We start from the raw sequence: 18,897 nt of genomic DNA on the forward strand, positions 1-18,897 counted from the left end.
AAATGGACAATGCCTATTCATAATTGGGGTATTGTTCTTAACCAATTTATGCTTATTTTTGAAAAAAGGCTCAGATTATAAAATCTAAGCCCAACTTTTTAACTTACACACTTTATAGGATAGTGTCTCGAAAAAATAAAACAGACGGCAAAATTTTCTGCCGTCTGTTTTTCTTTACTAATTACAAATGTCCGTCATCTGCAAATGATATGTAAGCTGTAGAGCTTAATATACAATGGTCGAGCAATTGAATATTTAAAAACTGTGCAGCCTCTTTTATTTTCTGCGTCATTTTTAAATCTTCCTGAGATGGCTTCAAGTTTCCCGATGGGTGGTTATGTGCTAAAATAATTCCTGATGCATTGCACAAAAGTGCTGCTTGCATAATGATTCTGACATCAACAATCGTTGAAGATATTCCAGATTCTGAAATCTTCTTTATTCCTAAAACTCTGTTTGCTTGGTTTAAGTAAAGGGCAAAAAAAGATTCTCGGTAATCCATTTCATCACTGTCAAAATGCTCTTTAAAAATTTTGACCGCATCCCGTGAAGTAGTAATTAATCTTTCACAATTTCCTTTTCTTGAATAGCTTAACTTTATTTCGTTTACGATATTGAATTTCATATTTTGTACTCTGACTACGGCAGAGATTTGTTTTTCCCGTAATTGCAGTGATTAAAAAATTAGTTCACTAAAATTGAATCAGCTCCAAAACCTGCAAACTTTTCGCATAGTTCAAAAGCTTTTTGTGATTTCATTTGAGCTGTTCCACCCATAACAATAGACTTTAGTTTAGCTTCATCATCTTTATAGGTTTTTACATTCTGATAAAAGCCTGTCACCGCATTATAAGCACCGAATAAAGTCCCTTTTGTGGTTTCCATTTGTTGAGTGTCACTCATCATTGCATAGGCAAAAGCATCATCAACAGTATTTTTAAAAACAGTTGACAGCTCGTCAAGATTTCCTTTTTGCAGATGTTTTAAAGTTTCTTTATTGGGACAGAGTGCCAACTGAATTAATTTTTTCATTTCATCGTCACCGACTTTAATTTTTGCCCAATAATTAAATGTTTCTTCTAATTGAGTGCTTAATGTATTGGCTAATCCCATAACTTTATGAGCATCTTCCAAACGTTGTTTAGCTCCTGCGGTATGTCTGATTCTTATGACATTGCTCATATTTTTAAGAGATGCGTTTAGAGTATTTTGACAAACAATACGAATAGGTGTAAAAGCGGCGGTAATACTTCCGCTCCCATCATGTGAAGTTGTCAAGAAAATGTATTTTTCTGTAATATCGTCACCGTTTCCAACTCGGATATAGTCGGGAAGTTTTGCGGTAATAAAAATACGCTCACCATTTCCCAAAGCTCCTGCAGTCTCATATAAAATACCATTTCCACCACCTACAATAGAATCAAAGAAAGAAAACGCTTCACGGTTTTGTACAATTTGGTAATCTTTTCCCACTACACCCAAAACAGTATTATTATCTGTTCGGATATTTGCAAAATAATTAGTAACTTCCAATTCAGAATCATTCATAATGATGTTATCATCTGTTTCAATGATGCCTGAACCTTTTGTAAACAATGCAGATTTTTCGACCTTGTAATCTAGACCTGCAAATCTTATTGCTTCTGCACTTGTGGGATATTCTTCTACCAATTGACCCAAGTTGTGCCAAGCTTTTTCTTTAACTGTGAAAAATGAATATTTTCCTGTTCTGCTGTTGAAATTTAAATTATGTGCCATTATGTTTGTATTTTAAAAATTAGAAAAATGTTTGAGAATATTTTTAGAATGGTAAATTGTCATCCTTTTCATTTTTGTCTGACGTTGATTTTTGAGCTTTAGTCTTTGCTGATTTAGGACTGTTTTTAGAAGCCGTTTTAGTAGCATCTGACTTATTTACTCCTCCATGAAATTTGATTTGTGAGGTATGGAAATTTAATCCTGCGTGTGCTTCCCCATCTTTTCCAATCCATGCACTTGTGTAAGCTCTTCCGCTTAATTCTACTAATACCCCTTTAGTGAGAATCTCAGCTACTTTTGGAGAAATCCAGTAAGAGCAATCAAAGTATGCTGTTTGCTCAATTCGTTCGCCTTGTTTATTGCGATAATTGTCATTGGTAGCAACTGAAAAATTTACTACTTGCTTTTTGTTTGACAGTGTACGGACCTCCGCATCTCTTGTCAGTCTTCCGATAATGTTCATAACATTGCTTTTTTAAGATTGTACATTTTGCTTTGTTCACAATCTCTTCTCCGCCCTTTCTCTAAAAGCCTCGCAAGGCTTCGCTTAATATTTTTCAAAAGAAAAACCGGAAAAAAGAAAGCAGATAATCTTATAGGGCAATAGGAAAAGCCAAGAGGAAACGGAATAATTGGAGGGTACCTTTAGGGAGGAAACCGTTTATGCCGTAGTCTTTTGGCTGGAATTAAGAATTGGATGAACTATATACCTTAGCTGCCTTTTTACCGGTTTATTATGGAAAATATTTATTACAATATTATCTCAATAAATATTTGTAGAATTTACTTTCTGTTCTTTTATAAATTTTGGTGAACTCTTACTTTTAAAAAATATTATAATTTAAAAATGTTAGAAAAATAAAGCCAATTCATGACTTACAAAGAAGTAAAAATAAAGTGATATAGCTGCTTTTCTAAATTACAATTATTGAGATACAATTCTCAATAAGATTGTCATGAAGAGAGAAATATCAAAGGAACAAAACATCCAAAAAGTTAAAATCGATACATACATTCCAACAATACAGTTAAAGAAAATTCCACCGGAAAAAGCTTTGCAGTTGCTTAATAAGGCTGGTTATGAAATAAATAGAGATGAGGCAGAAGAAATTATGGAATTTTTATATACTATCGTAAAACTTACGCTCAAAGAATTTTTTACATCTGATTGATAATTTGTATCTTAGCTGTATATCGGAATGATGAATTTCTATAGCATCACAATTTCTTTGATGCTTCCTAAACTAAATTTTAACGAAATCAATACAATTATGATTATTGCAGATTTGTATATAAGGGTGTCAACCGATGAACAGGCTGAAAAAGGTTATTCACAAAGAGATCAGAATGAAAGATTAAGAAAATATTGTGCTAACCACGATATAGCTATTAATAGGGTTATCTATGAAGATCACTCAGCTAAAAGTTTTGAACGTCCTGAATGGAAAAAATATCTCACTGAGATTAAGAGAAAAAGTCATAAAAGCAGTTTAGTTTTATTTACTAAATGGGATCGCTTCAGTCGTAACACTGGGGATGCTTATCAAATGATAAGTTTACTGCAAAAAAATCATATTGTTCCTCAGGCTATTGAACAGCCTTTGGATATGTCGGTTCCTGAAAATAAACTCATGCTGGCAATCTATCTTTCGACTCCTGAGGTAGAAAATGACCGAAGAGCTTTGAATACTTTCCACGGAATGCGAAGAGCAAAAAAAGAGGGTCGATTAATGGGAATCGCTCCTTACGGTTATATAAATAGAAGTCAAGAAGATGGTAAAAAATACATTGCTATAAAAGAACCAGAGGCATCAAATATCGTCTGGGCATTTAATGAGATTTCAAAAGGACATACTCCAGCTGACCACGTGAGACTGCAAATGAATAAAAGAGATGGTGTATCAATGTCACGGAGTGCATTTGCGAAAGCTATGAGAAACCCTGTCTATTGCGGTAAAATATATATAGAGGACTATAAGCAAGAAGAGGCTTACTATACTGATGGGAAACATGAAGCACTTGTAAGTGAAAAACTTTTTTATCAAGTTCAGCAGATAATGGACAAGAAAAGGAAAGTAGAAGGTCCTGGAGGGAGGGTTTTAGGTAATGAGAGGTTTCCGCTTCGAGGTCTTCTTACGTGTCCAAGATGTGGCAAGAACCTTACTGCAAGTGGTGCTAAAGGGAAATCAAAAACGTATTACTACTATCATTGTCATTACAAGTGTGGTTTTAGATTTGATTCTGATAAATTGAATGAACTTTTTGAAACAGAAATCTCAAAATTAGAGTACAATCCAATCATCAAAGACTTGATGAAAGAAATACTTTTAGACAATTATAAACAATTCACTTTTGATATTGATTCGAAAAGAAAATCTATTTCAAAAGAGATTAATTTGCTTAATGAAAAAGTGGCCAATGCAAGAGATAAATATCTAATTGATAAATTGGATGAGGATGACTATAAAGAGATAAAAAATCTCACAAAAACCCAAATTGAACAGTTGGAATTGGAACTTCAGCACATTGTTGCAGAAAGCAAAGAACTTGACATCAAGACAAAAATAGAAAATGCATTAGATTCAATGGAAAATCTTGTAAACCTCTATCAGCAGGGCGATTTGCAAACAAAAAGGACGATAGGGTGTTTGATATTTCCCCAAAAAGTCGAATTTGACGGAAAAAGTTTTCAAACACCTAAAATGAACATAGTTGCTCAATGTATTTATCAGTATAACAATGGGTTAGGAAATAAAAAAAACCGACATAAGAGAGTAAAATCTACAAATGTCGGTCTTGTGACCTCGACAGGATTCAAACCTGTAACCTTCTGAGCCGTAATCAGATGCGCTATTCAGTTGCGCCACGAGGCCTTGTATTTCGGTTTGCAAATATAGCAATATTTTCTTTACTTTGAAATATGAAAGCAATTTTTTTAAATTTATTTTGTTTTTTATTTCTTATCTCTTGTCAGAAAAAAAATGAAAAACAACTGGGTGATTTCATAACTATTTCAGACAGATTGGGTTATCGCTACGAAGTTTCAGATTTGGTTATTAAAACTGGAAAATTCGAAAATCGTATCGACACAGAAAAATTAGGTTTAAAAAAAGTGGTTCTTCTCAATTCTTCGCTTTTGGGTTATTTTTCGGAGTTAAATCTGGTTGATAAAATCATTGGAATCTCTAGTCCCGAGTATATTTTTGATGATAGTATCAGAAATAAAGTTGAAACGGGTAAAATAGCAAATGTAGGAAATGAACAAAAATATGATCTTGAGAAAATAATTGCTTTGCAGCCCGACGCGGTTTTTACCAACTACGTTCCGAGTTTCGGAAATACTTATGATATCTTGAGACAATCAAACATCGAAGTTATTTTCCTAGACGAATATTTGGAAACGTCTCCATTAAGTAAGAGTAAATATTTATTGCTTTTTGGAGAGTTATTTAATGTTAAAAAAGAAGCGGAAATACGTTATAAAAAGATAGAGGAGGATTATCATCAACTGCGAAATCTAGCGCAACAAGCGACGGAACAACCCGTTGTTTTGTGTAACGAAATCTACGGCAATCAATGGTTTTTGCCTGGCGGAAAATCATCTGCAGCTATTTATTTTAAAGATGCCAATACTAATTATATTTTGTCGGATAATCAGGAAGTCAATGCAATTCCGTTAAGTTTTGAAGAGGTTTTCAAAAAAGCAGAACAAGCAAAATATTGGGTTAATATTGGGTCTTACCAAAGTAAAAAAGCAATGCTAAATATCAACGCCAATTATGCTAAAATGAAGGTGTTCCAAAACGGAAAATTATACATGATAAACAATCGCGAACATGGATTGGCAAACGATTATTTCCAAAGTGGAAATGTGCGCGCCGATTTGGTTTTGAAAGATTATATCAATATTTTCCACCCCGAATTGTTCCCGAACGAAAATCTTTATTATTTTAAAGAATTGAAATAACGATGAAATCTACGATACTGCCATTTAATTTTTTTGCCGCCGTCATTTTGTTTTTAGGACTTTTGGCTGGACAAATGATAATCGCTCTTTTGGGCGTAGCTTGTCTATATTTTTTACATATCGACTATGCGGCATCGCCTGTATTTATGGTTGTTGGTTATAGTGTCAGCATGGCTTTCCCAGTTTTGTTTTATTATTTATTTATTCTAAAACCGCACAAGCTAAAACTACAATTTGATTTTGAAAAGAATTCTTTTTTAGTGTACTTATTAGCATTTCCATGTATGTTTGGGATGATGTTGATGGCAGAATCTTTGGTGACTTTTGTGCCAACAACAGGTCCTGTTTTTGGAGAATTGTACAAAAGTTTTGTAATGCAAATGTCGTCGTTGGCAATGGATAATGTTACGATGATTTTGTTAACGGTTATTTTAGCACCGATATTAGAAGAAGTATTATTCCGTGGTGTTATTCAAAAATCTATTGTAAAAAATGGGATTAATCCCCGAGTTGCAATTCTGATTTCGTCTTTTGTTTTTGGTGCTTTTCATGTGTATCCCTGGCAGTTTGTAGGGGCTTTTTTGTTGGGACTTGTCTTGGGATTAATCTATGAAAAAACGCAGTCGTTATTGTTGCCAATACTTTTGCATGCTTTTAATAATCTTATTTCAGCTTTGCTAATGATGAAGTATGGCGCGGAAACATCACAAACCATTCTCTCTATTGATCCGATTTATAGTTTTATGATTGGTGCAGGGATTTTTAATGTTTTTATGTTGGCTCTAAATGTTTATTTTAAAAGAAAAGCTAGTATCTTTGAAGGATAATTTATGCACGATGGAAATATTGGTAGCTACCCATAATCTTCACAAAAAAGAAGAAATTCAACAAATATTAGGATCAGATTATTTTGTATTAAGTCTTAACGATTATAATCTTAATGAAGAAATTATTGAAGACGGAAACACTTTCGCTGAAAACGCACTGATTAAAGCAAAATACTGTTTTGAAAAAACTGGAAAACCAAGCCTTGGTGATGATAGTGGATTGGTGGTTGAAGCATTAGATGGTCGCCCCGGAATTTATTCGGCGCGTTATGCAGGCGATCATGACTTTCAAAAAAACATCAAAAAAGTTTTGGAAGAAATGAAAGAAGAGACCAATCGACGTGCTTATTTTATAACTGTTTTGTGTTTGATGGACGAAACTGGCGAACATTATTTCGAAGGACGCGTGTATGGTAATTTGACAAAAGAAGCCTTTGGTGGTGGCGGTTTTGGTTATGATCCGATATTTATGCCAGACAATCATAATACCACTTTTGCTGAAATGCTGACAGAAGAAAAAAATAAAATTAGCCACAGAAGCGAAGCGCTTAAAAAATTTTTGGACTACCTTTCTGTTAATCCTTTGTAATTAAAATTTGTGAGCACTTATCTTACCATATTAGGATTTAATTCCGCAATTCCGACGATTAATTCTTCACCAACAGCACAACTTTTGGAGATGGAAGAGCGTATGTTTCTCATCGATTGTGGCGAAGGAACGCAAGTGCAATTACGGAAAGCTAAAGCTCGATTTTCAAAACTTAATCATATTTTTATATCGCATCTTCATGGTGATCATTGTTTTGGATTGCCAGGATTAATCGCTTCTTTCAGACTTTTGGGAAGAACTAATCCTTTGCATATCTACGGGCCGAAAGGTATCAAGAAAATGTTGGAAACGATTTTTACAATCACAGAAACCTACCGTGGATTCGAGCTTATTTATCATGAATTGGACAAAAAAGTTTCCGAAAAAATCTATGAAGACAAAAGAGTAGAAGTCTTTACAATTCCTTTGGACCATCGTATTTATTGCAATGGTTATTTGTTTAAGGAAAAACCAAAAGAACGCCATCTTAATATGCATGCTATTTCGCAATATTCGGAAATCGAAATTTGTGATTATCAAAATCTTAGAAATGGAAAAGATTTCGTTTGCGAAGATGGAAGTGTAATTCCAAATCAAGAATTAACAACTGATCCCAAAGCTTCGGTTTCTTATGCTTTTTGTAGTGATACAAGATATAAAGAAGATATTATTCCTCTTATAAAACATGTTGATGTCTTGTATCATGAATCAACATTTCTTCACGAACTGAAAGAAATGGCAGATTATACAGGCCACACAACAGCACTAGAAGCAGCTACAATTGCGAAAAAAGCAGAAGTCAGTAAGTTGATTATGGGGCATTTTTCAAATCGTTATGATGATCTTACAGTAATGACTAACGAAGCGCGCCAAATCTTTCCCAATTCTTATCTTCCAAAAGCTTTAGAACCAATTAAGCTTTAGCAATTCGGTATTTTCGAAAGAGAAAGTCTCTATTTTACAGCTTTTATTCAATATCTTTGACTTCATAATTTATTAAATATGAAGAAAAGATTTATGCTAATGTTCGTTTTGGCAACGTCTTCTTTTTGGGCGCAATTGCCAGAAGTCAAGCTAGACGAAATTATCAAAAACACCATCAAAACTTTCGATGTTCCAGGAATGTCTGTCGGCATTGTAAAAGATGGTAAAATGGTTTATTCTAAAGGATTCGGTGTACGATCGCTGAAGAATAATCTTCCTATGGATAGCAACACTTTGGTGGGGATTGCTTCCAATTCTAAAGGTTTTACGGCAACAGCATTGGCTATTTTAGCTGATGAAGGTAAATTGAATTGGGACGACAAAGTTTCCAAATTTATCCCAGAATTCCAGATGTATGATCCTTATGTTTCGCAAGAAATTACGATTCGTGATCTTATTACCCATCGCACTGGACTTGGTCTAGGACAAGGCGATTTGATGTTTTTTCCAGAAGGCGGAACACAAACAATCAAAGATATTGTGCACAATGTTCGGTATTTGAAACCAGATCATTCTTTCCGAACAAAACTTGAATATAACAACATTATGTTCATTGTCGCTGGAGAAGTTATTACAAGAATTAGTGGACTTTCTTGGGCGGATTTTATAGAGCAAAAAATTCTAAAACCAGTCGGGATGACTTCTAGTTTTGGATCTTATAATCGAGCAAAATCTTCATCAAATATAATCGATGCCCACGCACCAGTTGACGGAAAAGCCATTGCGGTTCCGCATGATTGGAACGAAACAGCCAATGCAGCAGGCGGTATCATGAGTAACATCACAGATATGACGACGTGGGCAGATTGTCTGTTGAATAATTTTGTTATGAAAAACGGAGAACGTTTGGTTTCTGAGAAAAATGCGCATGAGCTTTGGTCTTTGCAAATTTCAGATAAAGTGGCACCCAAAAATCCTTATGATTCCAAATTTTATGGTTATGGATTGGGTTGGTTTTTGACGGATGTTAAAGGCAAATTACAAGTTCAGCACAGTGGTGGACTTATTGGGACGGTAACTTTGTTTACTTTAATCCCAGAATTAAAACTCGGTGTTGTGGTGTTGACCAATCAACAATCTGGCGCCGCATTTTCTACGGTAACCAATGCTATTAAAGATAGCTATCTCGGTATTGAGGATCGTAATTGGCTCAAAACTTATTCTGAAAGAATGAAAAAAGCTGAAGAACGTTTTAACAAACAAAAGAAAGAGGTGTATGATCAGGTTAAAGTTGCTGAAAAATCAAATATTCTAAAATCAGAACAGTTTGTAGGAACCTATAGAGATGCGTGGTTTGGTGATGTTGAAATAAAACAAGAAGGCAAAAAATACCGATTGTATTGCAAGTCTTCTCCGCGTTTGAAAGGCGATTTGTTGTCTTACAATAATAATACGTTTGTGGTCAAATGGGACGACAGAAGTTACGATGCAGACGCATTTTTTGTGTTAAATTTTGATGAAAATGCAAAAGCGACTTCCGCAACGATGAAACCGATTTCTGATGTTACCGATTTTAGTTTTGACTTTGGCGATTTGGATTTGAAGAAAGTGAAATAATGCGATTGCAAATTCAATTATTATAATTAAAATGGTAAATCAACAGGTTTACCATTTTTTTCTTCTGAAATAAATAAATGTTACAATAACAATAAAAGCCATCACGCTCAAAGTTGCAAAATAACCGTAAGGATTCTTGAGTTCTGGCATATTTTCAAAGTTCATTCCGTACAATCCTGCAATGAAAGTTAGTGGCAAAAAATAAACCGAAAACATGGCAAGAAGTTTCATCACCTGATTGGCTTTTTGATCGGACAATGCCAAAAACATCGATATCAAGTTGGTAGTTTGCGCGTTGAGGTGGTCAAAATCTGCTATTGCATCTTTCTGCTTGTCCACAAGGTCCATAACTTCCACATCTTCCAATTCCAAAGTATGAAATTTGTTAATCCATTCCGACGAAATATTTAAGATTCTTGTGTTGAGTCCCGATTTGCGTTTTAGTTTGTACAGGCGACGAATTTGATTGGTTTGGTTGGAGTTTTTAAGAAAAATTTCGTTTTCCATATTGTCCAGAACTTCCAGCAAATGCTGGCTTTCGTCATCGTAGGTTTTCATGACTTGCAGGGCAAGTTTTAGTGAGAGTTTATCGGGTTTTATTGTATTTTTTAATTCGGGTTTTTTCTCAATTTCTTCGACCACTTCGCGGATGCTTTTGCTTTTCATACGATGCACGCTGATGATGAGATTCGGTAATACAAAAAGACTCAGCTTGGTACTTACATCACTTATCGAGTTCAGGCTTTGGCGCTCAAGGTCGGTGTTTTCTCGCATCAAGAAGAATTTTACTTCATCAACTTCTTCATATTTAGGAAGGTGATTCGGGTCTATAGTATCTTCTAAAAGGAGATTGTTGATGTGATAACGATTGTGCAGAAAAGCTAAATCTTCTTCGGTTGCCATTTCAACATCGAGCCATTCACAAAATTCGTTTTTTAAAATACTTTCAATTGCCATAGCGCAAAGCTAAATATTTTTTGTAAAAATTGGTGTTTTTATGTAAAGGATAATAATTATCATTTATTTAATTAAATATTGGTTATATTGTATGATGTGTGTGTTATTTGCTAGAATTGGTTTTTTAATTTTATAAAATGTAAATATTGGTATTAAATTATAAATAAGTTATTATGTAATAAATAAAATATTATTTTTGCATAACTATTTATAAACTTAAAACATGTTTAAAAGTAAAATTATAGGTGTAGGACATTACGTTCCTGAAAATATAGTAACCAACGATGATTTGTCAAAGTTAATGGCAACCAATGATGAGTGGATTACCGAAAGAACAGGTATTAAAGAAAGACGTCACCGTAAGAATAGAAATGACAGCGAAGAAACAACCGCTTTTTTAGGTTGTAAAGCCTCAGAAATTGCTATTAAAAATGCTAATCTTACAGCAAAAGATATCGATTATATTATTTTTGCAACTTTATCTCCAGACTATTTTTTTCCAGGAAATGGTGTGTTGTTGCAAGAAATGTTAGGTTGCGATAATATTGGCGCACTGGATGTCAGAAACCAATGTTCGGGTTTTGTCTATGCAATGAGTGTTGCCAATGCCTTGATCGCTTCAGGAACATACAAAAATATTTTGGTTGTAGGCGCAGAAATTCACTCATTTGGTTTGGATTTTTCAGATCGTGGTCGTGGCGTTTCGGTTATCTTTGGAGATGGCGCTGGCGCGGTGGTTTTATCGGCAACAGAAGATGAGAATGCTCAAGGTATTTTGGCTGTTAACATGCACTCGGAAGGGAAATATGCGGAAGAATTGGCTGTTAAATTCCCGGGATCCAAATTTGGCTGGTCGGATAGATTGTTAACAGAACCAGACGCTATTACTGCGGAAGATCTTTATCCTGTGATGAATGGGAATTTCGTTTTCAAACATGCGGTGACAAGGTTCCCAGAAAGTATCCTAGAAGCACTTAACAAAGCTGGAAAAACATTAAACGATTTGGATTTATTAATTCCACATCAAGCTAATATTCGTATTGCGCAATATGTTCAGCAATTGTTAAAATTACCAGACGAAAAGGTGTTTATTAATATTCAAAAATACGGAAATACAACGGCGGCTTCTATCCCAATTGCTCTAAGCGAGGCTATCCAAGAAGGTCGTATGAAACGCGGCGATTTGGTATGTATGTCAGCTTTCGGAAGTGGATTTACTTGGGGAAGTGTTTTGTTTGAATATTAATTTTAAAGAAATTTAGTTTTAATAAAATAGACTTTTTGTAAGTCAAAGTCGGGGGGAACAATCTTCCGACTTTTTTGTTTAGATAATATAGTTTAGCATTATTAATTCCATTCAAAAAAGCATACATGATATTTTATGACAAGAAGATTTATAAAAATTATTTTACCAGACAATCTTTTTATGCTATTACACGTTTTTAGATTTTAAATACTCAACATTAATCGTATATTTAACGACCAAAAAAACGAAGCATTGAAAAATTATATTTCCTTATTTCTTTTGATGACGCCTTTGGCTGTTTTCTCTCAAATTAATTTAAAAGTTTTGGACGAAGATGGTAACGCAGTTGGGCAAGCAAAAGTCACTTATAACAATCAAGAATACCAAACCGATACCAAGGGTTTTATTAAAATTCCTTTAGCAGACCAGGTTACAAGCCTTTCTGTTGAGAAAGAAGATTTCAAATCTTTTACTAAAAGTATCCCGACTTCTCCAAAAACGCAGAATTTAAATATTTTGTTTTTGCCTGTTAATAAGGTTAATGAGATCAAAGAAGTGGTGTTTCAAAAAAGAGTTAAACCAAAATCTAATGATCTTAGCTCGATAGAAATTTCGCCTCGTGAAGCTCAAATTGTAGCTTCGCTTTCTGGAGGTGTCGAAGGTTTGATTAAAACTTTACCCCAATTCAACTCCAATACAGAGCTCAGTTCACAATATATGGTGCGTGGTGGTAACTACGATGAAAACCTAATCTACATCAATGATGTCGAAATCTATAGACCTTTCTTGATTCGTAATTCTATGCAAGAAGGGATGAGTATCATCAATCCTGATATGGTGGGATCTCTTAATGTTTCTGCCGGAGGTTTTGAAGCGCGCTATGGTGATAAGATGTCGTCTGTGCTTAATATCTATTACAGACAACCGAAAGAATTCGAGGTTTCTGGAGAAGCATCGCTTATTGGTGGACGTTTGACCGTTGGTGGTGCAAGCAAGGATAAAAAGTTTTCTGCATTGGTAAGTGGACGTTATAGAAATACCAATTTGGTATTGAATACGCTAAATGAAGATACAGACTTCAATCCACAATATATGGACATACAGTCTTACATCAATTATGATTTTAATGACAAACTAAAATTATCATTTTTAGGATATTTTTCTAAAAACGATTACGAGATGATTCCAAAACAAAAAGATGTTGATTTTGGATCATTATTACAACCAATTCGTTTGACGGTGGGTTACAACGGTAAAGAAGATGACCAGTATAAAAATATGATGGGAACTTTGAGCCTTAACTATAAACCTACAAAAAAATGGAATATTGGGATTGATGCTTTTGCTTATCAAAACCGTGAGCGCGAATATTACAGCATTGCTTCGGGATATATGTTGCAAGCATTCGATCCAGAAACTGGTGATCCAGTGGCAACTTACGATGCGGGAGGACAAATCGATCATGCCAGAAATGATCTGAGAGTTCGCACAATGGGCACGCAGGCGAAAGCACGTTTTTCCCCAAATGTGAATACCGATTTTGAAGTTGGCGTTAAATTCGAAAAAGAAAAATTACAAGACAATACCAACGAATGGCAATTGGTGGACTCGTTAGGTTATAATGTGCCGAGAGATTTTGTACTTCCAGGAAGTCTGGATGCATCTTCATTAAAACTAAAATACCTTATCGCAGGCGCTAATAATATCGATGCGACGAGAGTTTCGGCTTATGCACAATATTCTCAAAAATTTAATTGGGGCGACAACAAAGTATTTGTCAATGCTGGAGTGAGAATGCAAAACTGGAGTTTTAATAAAGAAACCTTGATTAGTCCAAGAGCACAGTTTGCTATAAAACCGAATTGGGATATGGACATGTTGTTTAAGTTAACCGGAGGTGTATATTACCAAGCGCCTTTCTATAAAGAGATCAAAGACCTTAATGGAGATTTTAACTCAGACATCAAAGCACAACGTTCTTACCAAATTATTTTAAGCAACGACTACGAATTCCGTTTGGGAAGCAACCGCGATTCAAAACCATTCAAATTGACAACAGAAGCTTATTATAAGAAATTTGATAATTTGATTCCTTATTATTTAGATAATGTAAGAATTCGTTATTCTGGTAAAAACAATGCGGAAGGTTATGCTTATGGTCTAGATACGCGATTGTTCGGTGAGTTTGTGCCAGGGGTTGACTCGTGGATTTCCGCAAGTTATGCTAGGGTTTATGAAAATATTGATAACAAAGGTTACATTCCAAGACCAACAGATCAGCGTTTCAGATTTTCATTATTCTATCAAGATTATATGCCAAAATTCCCGAGTATGCGGGTTAACTTGACATTGACGTATGCTAGCGGATTACCTTCTGGGACTCCAGTAATGTTTGATGATAATGGACAACCAGACTATTTGGCAGCCTATAATTATCAAAGAACTTTACCTGCTTATAAGCGTGTTGACATCGGTTTGACAAAAGTATTTATAGATCAAAAAGACAATAAAGTGGTTGGCGGATTTTGGTCTAACTTCCGCGAGTTGACGTTGGGTGTTCAGATTTTCAATGCCTTTAATATTAATAATACAGTTGCTAATCAATGGATTAACGATGTTAATAGTACGGGATATTATCCAGTTCCGGTTCGATTGACAGGACGATTCTTCAATGTGAAATTAGAATTTAAACTATAGCAATAAAAGCTTCGAAACATTTTCGAAGCTTTTATTTTTTTGGGCATATCCTCGCTCGGTAACTTCCGGCGCTTGCTACGCCGCGCCTCCAGTTCCTCACTCGGTCGGGCTGTCCGCTGTATCTTTTTTGTCACTCGGTCGGCTTCGCTTCGCTCCGCCGCCTCGTTCCAAAAAAGGATGCCGCTTCCATCCCTTATGCGAAAAGTGAAATATTCCTGATGTAATTGAATCATATTCCCGAAATTTGTGCAAGGAACTAGGAACTAGGAACTAGGAACTAGGAACTAGGAACAAGGAACAAGGAACAAGGAACAAGAAATTAGAAACAAGAAACAAGAAATTACATTTTAGAAAGAAATAAAAATGAACATTATATTAGCATCGACGTCAACCTTGTATGGAGGCGAATATTTAGAGTATTTAAGATCAGAATTAGAACAGCTTTATCAAGATGTCACCGACATCCTTTTTGTGCCATTTGCCCGTCCAGGTGGAATATCGCATGAAGATTACACTGCAAAGGCCGCTGTTTTTTTTGAAACGATTGGTAAAAAAGTAAAAGGACTTCACGAGTTTAATGACAAAATCGAAGCCATTAATAGCGCCCAAGCTTATTTTACTGGAGGAGGAAATACTTTTCTGTTGGTAAAAAACTTACATGAAAACAACCTCATGTCCGTTCTTAAGCAAAATGTAGAATCAGGAAAGCCTTATTTAGGTTGTAGCGCAGGAAGCAATATTGGCGGTGTTAATATGAGAACAACCAACGATATGCCGATTGTCTATCCATCGAGTTTTGACTGTATGGGATTGGTACCTTTCAACATCAATCCACATTATTTGGATCCAAATCCAGATTTGCATCACAATGGTGAAACCAGAGAAACGCGTATCCTCGAATTTTTAACACAAAACGATTTGAAAGTTGTCGGACTTCGCGAAGGCAACTGGATTCGTCGTGTAGGAGACAAGATAACAGTAGAAGGTACACATCTTACAAGGATTTTTGAACAAGGAAAAATGCCGTACGAAATTGAAGTTGGAACTGAATTATAAAAAAAATGAAATTACAAAAAGAAATAGACTTTATCCTAGCTGTTGACGCACTCAAAAATGTTAACAGAAGAAATTATAACGCTGACGATTCGCGGCGGGAAAACACGGCAGAGCACAGCTGGCAAATCGTGATTCTTGCGCAGATACTTTATCCTTATGCGAAAGACAAGGGAAATGTCGATTTGCTGCGGGTGATTCGTATGTTGTCAATTCATGATCTTGTGGAGATCCATGCTGGTGATACTTTTTTGTTTGATGAAAATGTCATGGAAGGCAAGTTCGAACGTGAGAAAATTGCTGCTCGCAAGATTTTTGGCATTTTAGGAGAACATTTAGCAGATGAGTTTTACAATCTCTGGATAGAATTCGAGGAAGAAAAAACGCCAGATGCTATTTTTGCTTGTTCGATAGATCGTATTATGCCTTTTATACTTAACACGCATACTTCCGGGAAAAGCTGGACAGAAGCCAAGGTTAAAGAAAATCAGGTCCGTAATATGTTGGAAGATGCCATCAAAAAAGCGTCCGACGAAATGGGCGAGGCTTTTGATATTTTGTTGCAGAAAGCTTTGGATCAAAATCTATTAATTCAGGAATAAATATTTTTCTTATTTCTAATCCATTTTTGTTTAAATAATATTAAGATTTAAACTATTGATTTATAGAGTTTTAATAAAATAATTGATGTTCGAAGTATGCTTTTGTATTTCCTTCTAAATAGGGTTAAAAAAAATTAACAAGCTTTAACTATAAAAATAGTTGTACGAATAAAAAATTAGTTTACATTTGTATTACTAAGAAATTAGTGATATAAGATTGATTGACTTTTAAAAGAACTGACTATGAATAAATTAACAAAAGCCGAAGAACAAGTAATGCAATATTTGTGGCACATCCAAAAAGGTTTCTTAAAAGATATTTTGGAACTTTTTCCAGAACCAAAACCGCATACCAATACGGTGTCCACCATTTTGAAGATTTTGTTGGAGAAAGGTTTTGTCGATTATACAACCCACGGACGTCAACACGAATATTTTGCAGTGATTACCAAGGAACAATACAGTGGCAGAAGCATCAAAAGTCTGGTGAAAAACTACTTTGAAGGTTCTTACAAAAACGCGGTTTCTTTTTTGGTTGAAAAAAACGAAATAAGTGTTGAAGATTTAGAACACCTGTTAGACGAACTCAAAAACAAGGACTAATGGACGCTTTCTTACTTTATCTCATCAAGATGATGGTTTGCTCTGCGGTGATGTACGCTTATTATCTGTGGTTTCTGAAAGATAAAACCTTTCATCATTACAATCGTTTTTATCTTTTGTTGACGGTCTTTATTAGTTTCAGTTTGCCGTTGTTAAAGTTGTCTTACTTTACCATTGATATCAACCCGAAATTAATGTTTTTAATACAAAATTTACAAGAATCTCAAACAACTTCTACAGAACATGGTTTCCGTATTTATCAAATTTTTTATGCTATTGTTGGATTGGTTTCAATCCTATTTTTAGCAAAACTTCTTTTAGGTTTATTAAGAATTAATCATATCAAAAAATCTTTTCCTCATGAGGAATTGCAAGGCATTAAGTTTTATCAAACCAATTTGGAAGAAGCACCATTTTCGTTTTTTAGGAATCTATTTTGGAAAAATTCTATCCAAATGGAATCTGCTGTTGGACGACAGATTTTAAAACACGAAATGGTCCATATCGAACAAAAACACACTTGGGACAAACTCTTCATGCAAATTGCGAAATCTATATTTTGGATGAATCCTTTGTTCTACATAATCAACCGAGAAATCAATCTTATACACGAATACTTAGCGGACAACAAAGCTGTAAAACGTTCTGACACCAAAGCATTTGCGCAGATGCTTTTGGAAAGTCACTTCCCGGGAACGACAATTCCAGCTACAAGTCCATTTTTATCATCTAACCTCAAAAAAAGATTAAAAATGCTTACAAAAAGTAAAACCAAATACAGTTATGCGCGCAGGATTTTTGCTTTGCCGCTACTGTTTATGCTATCTTTCGCGTACCTCGTAAATGCGAAAAACAACGAAATTAAAACAACCAATCTACAAATTGATAAAGCTGTTGACCAAATTAAAAAAGATACAGCCATTGTAGTGGAGACCAACATCTTGCCCGACAAAGTTAACCAAGCCCATGACGGATTGACAGAAACCACAAAACAGATTTCTAAGGATAATCAAATGATTGCGGATATCAATAAGAAAATAGCTGATAAAAATAAAGCGATTAACGAATTGATTAAAAATAAAAAAACCGATACGCAAGAATTTGTTGATAAAGAAAAAGAAATTGATTTTCTAAATCTGCAAGCGGATAATATTATTAATTCTGAGCGTTATCAAAATCTTTTGAAGCAATCTGACGAATACGGAAAACAAATCGATGATTTTTATAACTCAACAGAGTGGATCAATAAAGTGGCAGCAATAGAAAAAAATGCGGCGGAGATGGAAGCCAAATTCAATTCTCCAGAATGGAAAAAGAAAGTGGCGTCTATGGAGAAACGTGCGGCTGAGATGGAAGCCAAATATAACTCTCCAGAATGGAAAAAGAAAGTGGCGGCTATGGAGAAACGTGCTTCAGAAATTGAAAAACGCGTCAATTCTTCGGAGTTTAAAAAGAAAATTGAAGAAGCTAAAAAAAGCGGAAACAATGTTTATTTCTTTAACGATGCTAATCTAGCAAAGGCTTTTGAATTGAAGGATATCAATTTTGATGATTTTAAATTTAATAATGAAGAAGTTAAAAAATTATTAAAAGACTTACCAACTTTTGAATTGAAAGACATTAATTTTGGAGATGTTGCTTTCGGCAGAGAAATGACGCCAAAAGAAAAACGTCAGTACGAAAAGCGGAAAAAAGAAGTCAAAGAACTTCAGAAAAAACTCAACGAAAAACGTAAAGAACTTGGTGCTAATAATTTGATTGTTGATCGTCCTTGGATTGTTTCTAATGCTAAGGCCATGACAATTCCGAGATTTAATAACGGTATTTCGATTAATAAAAATGATAGCAAATCTGAGATTAATGGCAGCGATTTTAGAAATTATACTTCCGGAGATATGAAGTTTTTTATAAATGGTAAAGAAGTTTCTAAATCTGAAATGGACAAAATAAGTCCAAAAGATATCAAAAGTGTGAACGTCAACAAGTACAATGACAAAGGTGAAATAAAAATCGAAACCAAATAATCACATTAAATTTACAATAATCAGCCTCATTAG

At 34.7% G+C, this 18,897-nt stretch carries 17 protein-coding genes and 1 tRNA gene; 13 read left to right on the plus strand and 5 right to left on the minus strand.

Going from position 1 to position 18,897, the window contains the following annotated elements; translation table 11 throughout:
- Positions 1 to 181: 181 nt before the first annotated feature.
- The 3 genes from ACVFVN_RS12750 to ACVFVN_RS12760 are packed head-to-tail and all read right to left on the minus strand — an operon-like array spanning position 182 to position 2,221.
- Entirely contained in the window at positions 182 to 625 is a 444-nt protein-coding gene (locus ACVFVN_RS12750; protein WP_456235564.1) for a JAB domain-containing protein, read from the minus strand.
- Between the two features lie 59 nt (positions 626 to 684).
- Positions 685 to 1,758 (minus strand): DUF932 domain-containing protein, encoded by a 1,074-nt coding sequence (locus tag ACVFVN_RS12755; protein WP_456235565.1) that lies wholly within the window; start codon positions 1,756 to 1,758, stop codon positions 685 to 687.
- 43 nt (positions 1,759 to 1,801) lie between these two features.
- Complete coding sequence (locus ACVFVN_RS12760) at positions 1,802 to 2,221, minus strand: single-stranded DNA-binding protein (RefSeq protein ID WP_456235566.1); 420 nt, start codon at positions 2,219 to 2,221, stop codon at positions 1,802 to 1,804.
- 493 nt (positions 2,222 to 2,714) lie between these two features.
- On the opposite strand from ACVFVN_RS12760, the gene ACVFVN_RS12765 reads away from it, so the two are divergent.
- Together ACVFVN_RS12765 and ACVFVN_RS12770 are read left to right on the plus strand one after the other, a co-directional pair.
- A complete protein-coding gene (locus ACVFVN_RS12765; RefSeq protein ID WP_165130450.1) occupies positions 2,715 to 2,930 on the plus strand; it encodes a hypothetical protein in 216 nt (71 codons plus the stop codon).
- A gap of 99 nt (positions 2,931 to 3,029) precedes the next feature.
- A complete protein-coding gene (locus ACVFVN_RS12770; RefSeq protein WP_456235567.1) occupies positions 3,030 to 4,592 on the plus strand; it encodes a recombinase family protein in 1,563 nt (520 codons plus the stop codon).
- Here the strand turns inward: ACVFVN_RS12770 and ACVFVN_RS12775 are convergent.
- Positions 4,558 to 4,631: transfer RNA gene (locus ACVFVN_RS12775), tRNA-Arg, on the minus strand. The genes ACVFVN_RS12770 and ACVFVN_RS12775 overlap by 35 nt on opposite strands.
- Positions 4,632 to 4,678: 47 nt before the next feature.
- Here ACVFVN_RS12775 and ACVFVN_RS12780 point away from each other — a divergent pair.
- From ACVFVN_RS12780 to ACVFVN_RS12800, 5 genes are all read left to right on the plus strand, one after another.
- Positions 4,679 to 5,725, plus strand: coding sequence for an ABC transporter substrate-binding protein (locus ACVFVN_RS12780; RefSeq protein WP_456235568.1), 1,047 nt, complete (start codon positions 4,679 to 4,681; stop codon positions 5,723 to 5,725).
- 2 nt (positions 5,726 to 5,727) lie between these two features.
- Positions 5,728 to 6,552 carry a CPBP family intramembrane glutamic endopeptidase gene (locus ACVFVN_RS12785; RefSeq protein ID WP_456235569.1) on the plus strand — a complete coding sequence of 275 codons (825 nt, stop codon included), beginning with the start codon at positions 5,728 to 5,730 and terminating at the stop codon, positions 6,550 to 6,552.
- Positions 6,553 to 6,562: 10 nt separating this feature from the next.
- Positions 6,563 to 7,141 carry an RdgB/HAM1 family non-canonical purine NTP pyrophosphatase gene (rdgB, locus tag ACVFVN_RS12790; protein WP_456235570.1) on the plus strand — a complete coding sequence of 193 codons (579 nt, stop codon included), beginning with the start codon at positions 6,563 to 6,565 and terminating at the stop codon, positions 7,139 to 7,141.
- 9 nt (positions 7,142 to 7,150) lie between these two features.
- A complete protein-coding gene (locus ACVFVN_RS12795) occupies positions 7,151 to 8,065 on the plus strand; it encodes a ribonuclease Z (RefSeq protein WP_165130458.1) in 915 nt (304 codons plus the stop codon).
- Between the two features lie 78 nt (positions 8,066 to 8,143).
- Positions 8,144 to 9,682 carry a serine hydrolase gene (locus ACVFVN_RS12800; protein WP_456235571.1) on the plus strand — a complete coding sequence of 513 codons (1,539 nt, stop codon included), beginning with the start codon at positions 8,144 to 8,146 and terminating at the stop codon, positions 9,680 to 9,682.
- A 48-nt stretch (positions 9,683 to 9,730) separates the two neighbouring features.
- Here the strand turns inward: ACVFVN_RS12800 and ACVFVN_RS12805 are convergent, their stop codons facing one another.
- Complete coding sequence (locus tag ACVFVN_RS12805) at positions 9,731 to 10,639, minus strand: CorA family divalent cation transporter (RefSeq protein ID WP_165130462.1); 909 nt, start codon at positions 10,637 to 10,639, stop codon at positions 9,731 to 9,733.
- A gap of 223 nt (positions 10,640 to 10,862) precedes the next feature.
- Here ACVFVN_RS12805 and ACVFVN_RS12810 point away from each other — a divergent pair, with 223 nt between their 5' ends.
- From ACVFVN_RS12810 to ACVFVN_RS12835, 6 genes are all read left to right on the plus strand, one after another.
- Complete coding sequence (locus ACVFVN_RS12810; RefSeq protein WP_456235572.1) at positions 10,863 to 11,885, plus strand: 3-oxoacyl-ACP synthase III family protein; 1,023 nt, start codon at positions 10,863 to 10,865, stop codon at positions 11,883 to 11,885.
- Positions 11,886 to 12,167: 282 nt separating this feature from the next.
- Positions 12,168 to 14,582 (plus strand): TonB-dependent receptor plug domain-containing protein, encoded by a 2,415-nt coding sequence (locus ACVFVN_RS12815; RefSeq protein ID WP_456235609.1) that lies wholly within the window; start codon positions 12,168 to 12,170, stop codon positions 14,580 to 14,582.
- 363 nt (positions 14,583 to 14,945) lie between these two features.
- The gene (gene pepE / locus ACVFVN_RS12820) at positions 14,946 to 15,638 is read left to right on the plus strand and encodes a dipeptidase PepE (protein ID WP_456235573.1); all 693 of its coding nucleotides are present in this window, start codon (positions 14,946 to 14,948) and stop codon (positions 15,636 to 15,638) included.
- 5 nt (positions 15,639 to 15,643) lie between these two features.
- A complete protein-coding gene (locus tag ACVFVN_RS12825; RefSeq protein WP_456235574.1) occupies positions 15,644 to 16,237 on the plus strand; it encodes an HD domain-containing protein in 594 nt (197 codons plus the stop codon).
- 243 nt (positions 16,238 to 16,480) lie between these two features.
- A complete protein-coding gene (locus ACVFVN_RS12830) occupies positions 16,481 to 16,840 on the plus strand; it encodes a BlaI/MecI/CopY family transcriptional regulator (RefSeq protein ID WP_456235575.1) in 360 nt (119 codons plus the stop codon).
- A complete protein-coding gene (locus ACVFVN_RS12835; protein WP_456235576.1) occupies positions 16,840 to 18,864 on the plus strand; it encodes a M56 family metallopeptidase in 2,025 nt (674 codons plus the stop codon). Before ACVFVN_RS12830 ends, ACVFVN_RS12835 begins: the two co-directional genes overlap by 1 nt.
- The last annotated feature ends 33 nt before the right edge of the window (positions 18,865 to 18,897 follow it).

Source organism: Soonwooa purpurea (genome assembly GCF_053891095.1).

What these genes read in the sequence shown, in the direction of transcription:
- pepE (WP_456235573.1), top strand. Translation starts at nt 14,946, where the DNA reads ATGAACATTATATTAGCATCGACGTCAACCTTGTATGGAGGCGAATAT.
- ACVFVN_RS12800 (WP_456235571.1), top strand. Translation starts at nt 8,144, where the DNA reads ATGAAGAAAAGATTTATGCTAATGTTCGTTTTGGCAACGTCTTCTTTT.
- ACVFVN_RS12825 (WP_456235574.1), top strand. Translation starts at nt 15,644, where the DNA reads ATGAAATTACAAAAAGAAATAGACTTTATCCTAGCTGTTGACGCACTC.
- ACVFVN_RS12755 (WP_456235565.1), bottom strand. Translation starts at nt 1,758, where the DNA reads ATGGCACATAATTTAAATTTCAACAGCAGAACAGGAAAATATTCATTT.
- ACVFVN_RS12765 (WP_165130450.1), top strand. Translation starts at nt 2,715, where the DNA reads ATGAAGAGAGAAATATCAAAGGAACAAAACATCCAAAAAGTTAAAATC.
- ACVFVN_RS12785 (WP_456235569.1), top strand. Translation starts at nt 5,728, where the DNA reads ATGAAATCTACGATACTGCCATTTAATTTTTTTGCCGCCGTCATTTTG.
- ACVFVN_RS12760 (WP_456235566.1), bottom strand. Translation starts at nt 2,221, where the DNA reads ATGAACATTATCGGAAGACTGACAAGAGATGCGGAGGTCCGTACACTG.
- ACVFVN_RS12830 (WP_456235575.1), top strand. Translation starts at nt 16,481, where the DNA reads ATGAATAAATTAACAAAAGCCGAAGAACAAGTAATGCAATATTTGTGG.
- ACVFVN_RS12810 (WP_456235572.1), top strand. Translation starts at nt 10,863, where the DNA reads ATGTTTAAAAGTAAAATTATAGGTGTAGGACATTACGTTCCTGAAAAT.
- ACVFVN_RS12750 (WP_456235564.1), bottom strand. Translation starts at nt 625, where the DNA reads ATGAAATTCAATATCGTAAACGAAATAAAGTTAAGCTATTCAAGAAAA.
- ACVFVN_RS12835 (WP_456235576.1), top strand. Translation starts at nt 16,840, where the DNA reads ATGGACGCTTTCTTACTTTATCTCATCAAGATGATGGTTTGCTCTGCG.
- ACVFVN_RS12770 (WP_456235567.1), top strand. Translation starts at nt 3,030, where the DNA reads ATGATTATTGCAGATTTGTATATAAGGGTGTCAACCGATGAACAGGCT.
- ACVFVN_RS12815 (WP_456235609.1), top strand. Translation starts at nt 12,168, where the DNA reads ATGACGCCTTTGGCTGTTTTCTCTCAAATTAATTTAAAAGTTTTGGAC.
- rdgB (WP_456235570.1), top strand. Translation starts at nt 6,563, where the DNA reads ATGGAAATATTGGTAGCTACCCATAATCTTCACAAAAAAGAAGAAATT.
- ACVFVN_RS12780 (WP_456235568.1), top strand. Translation starts at nt 4,679, where the DNA reads ATGAAAGCAATTTTTTTAAATTTATTTTGTTTTTTATTTCTTATCTCT.
- ACVFVN_RS12805 (WP_165130462.1), bottom strand. Translation starts at nt 10,639, where the DNA reads ATGGCAATTGAAAGTATTTTAAAAAACGAATTTTGTGAATGGCTCGAT.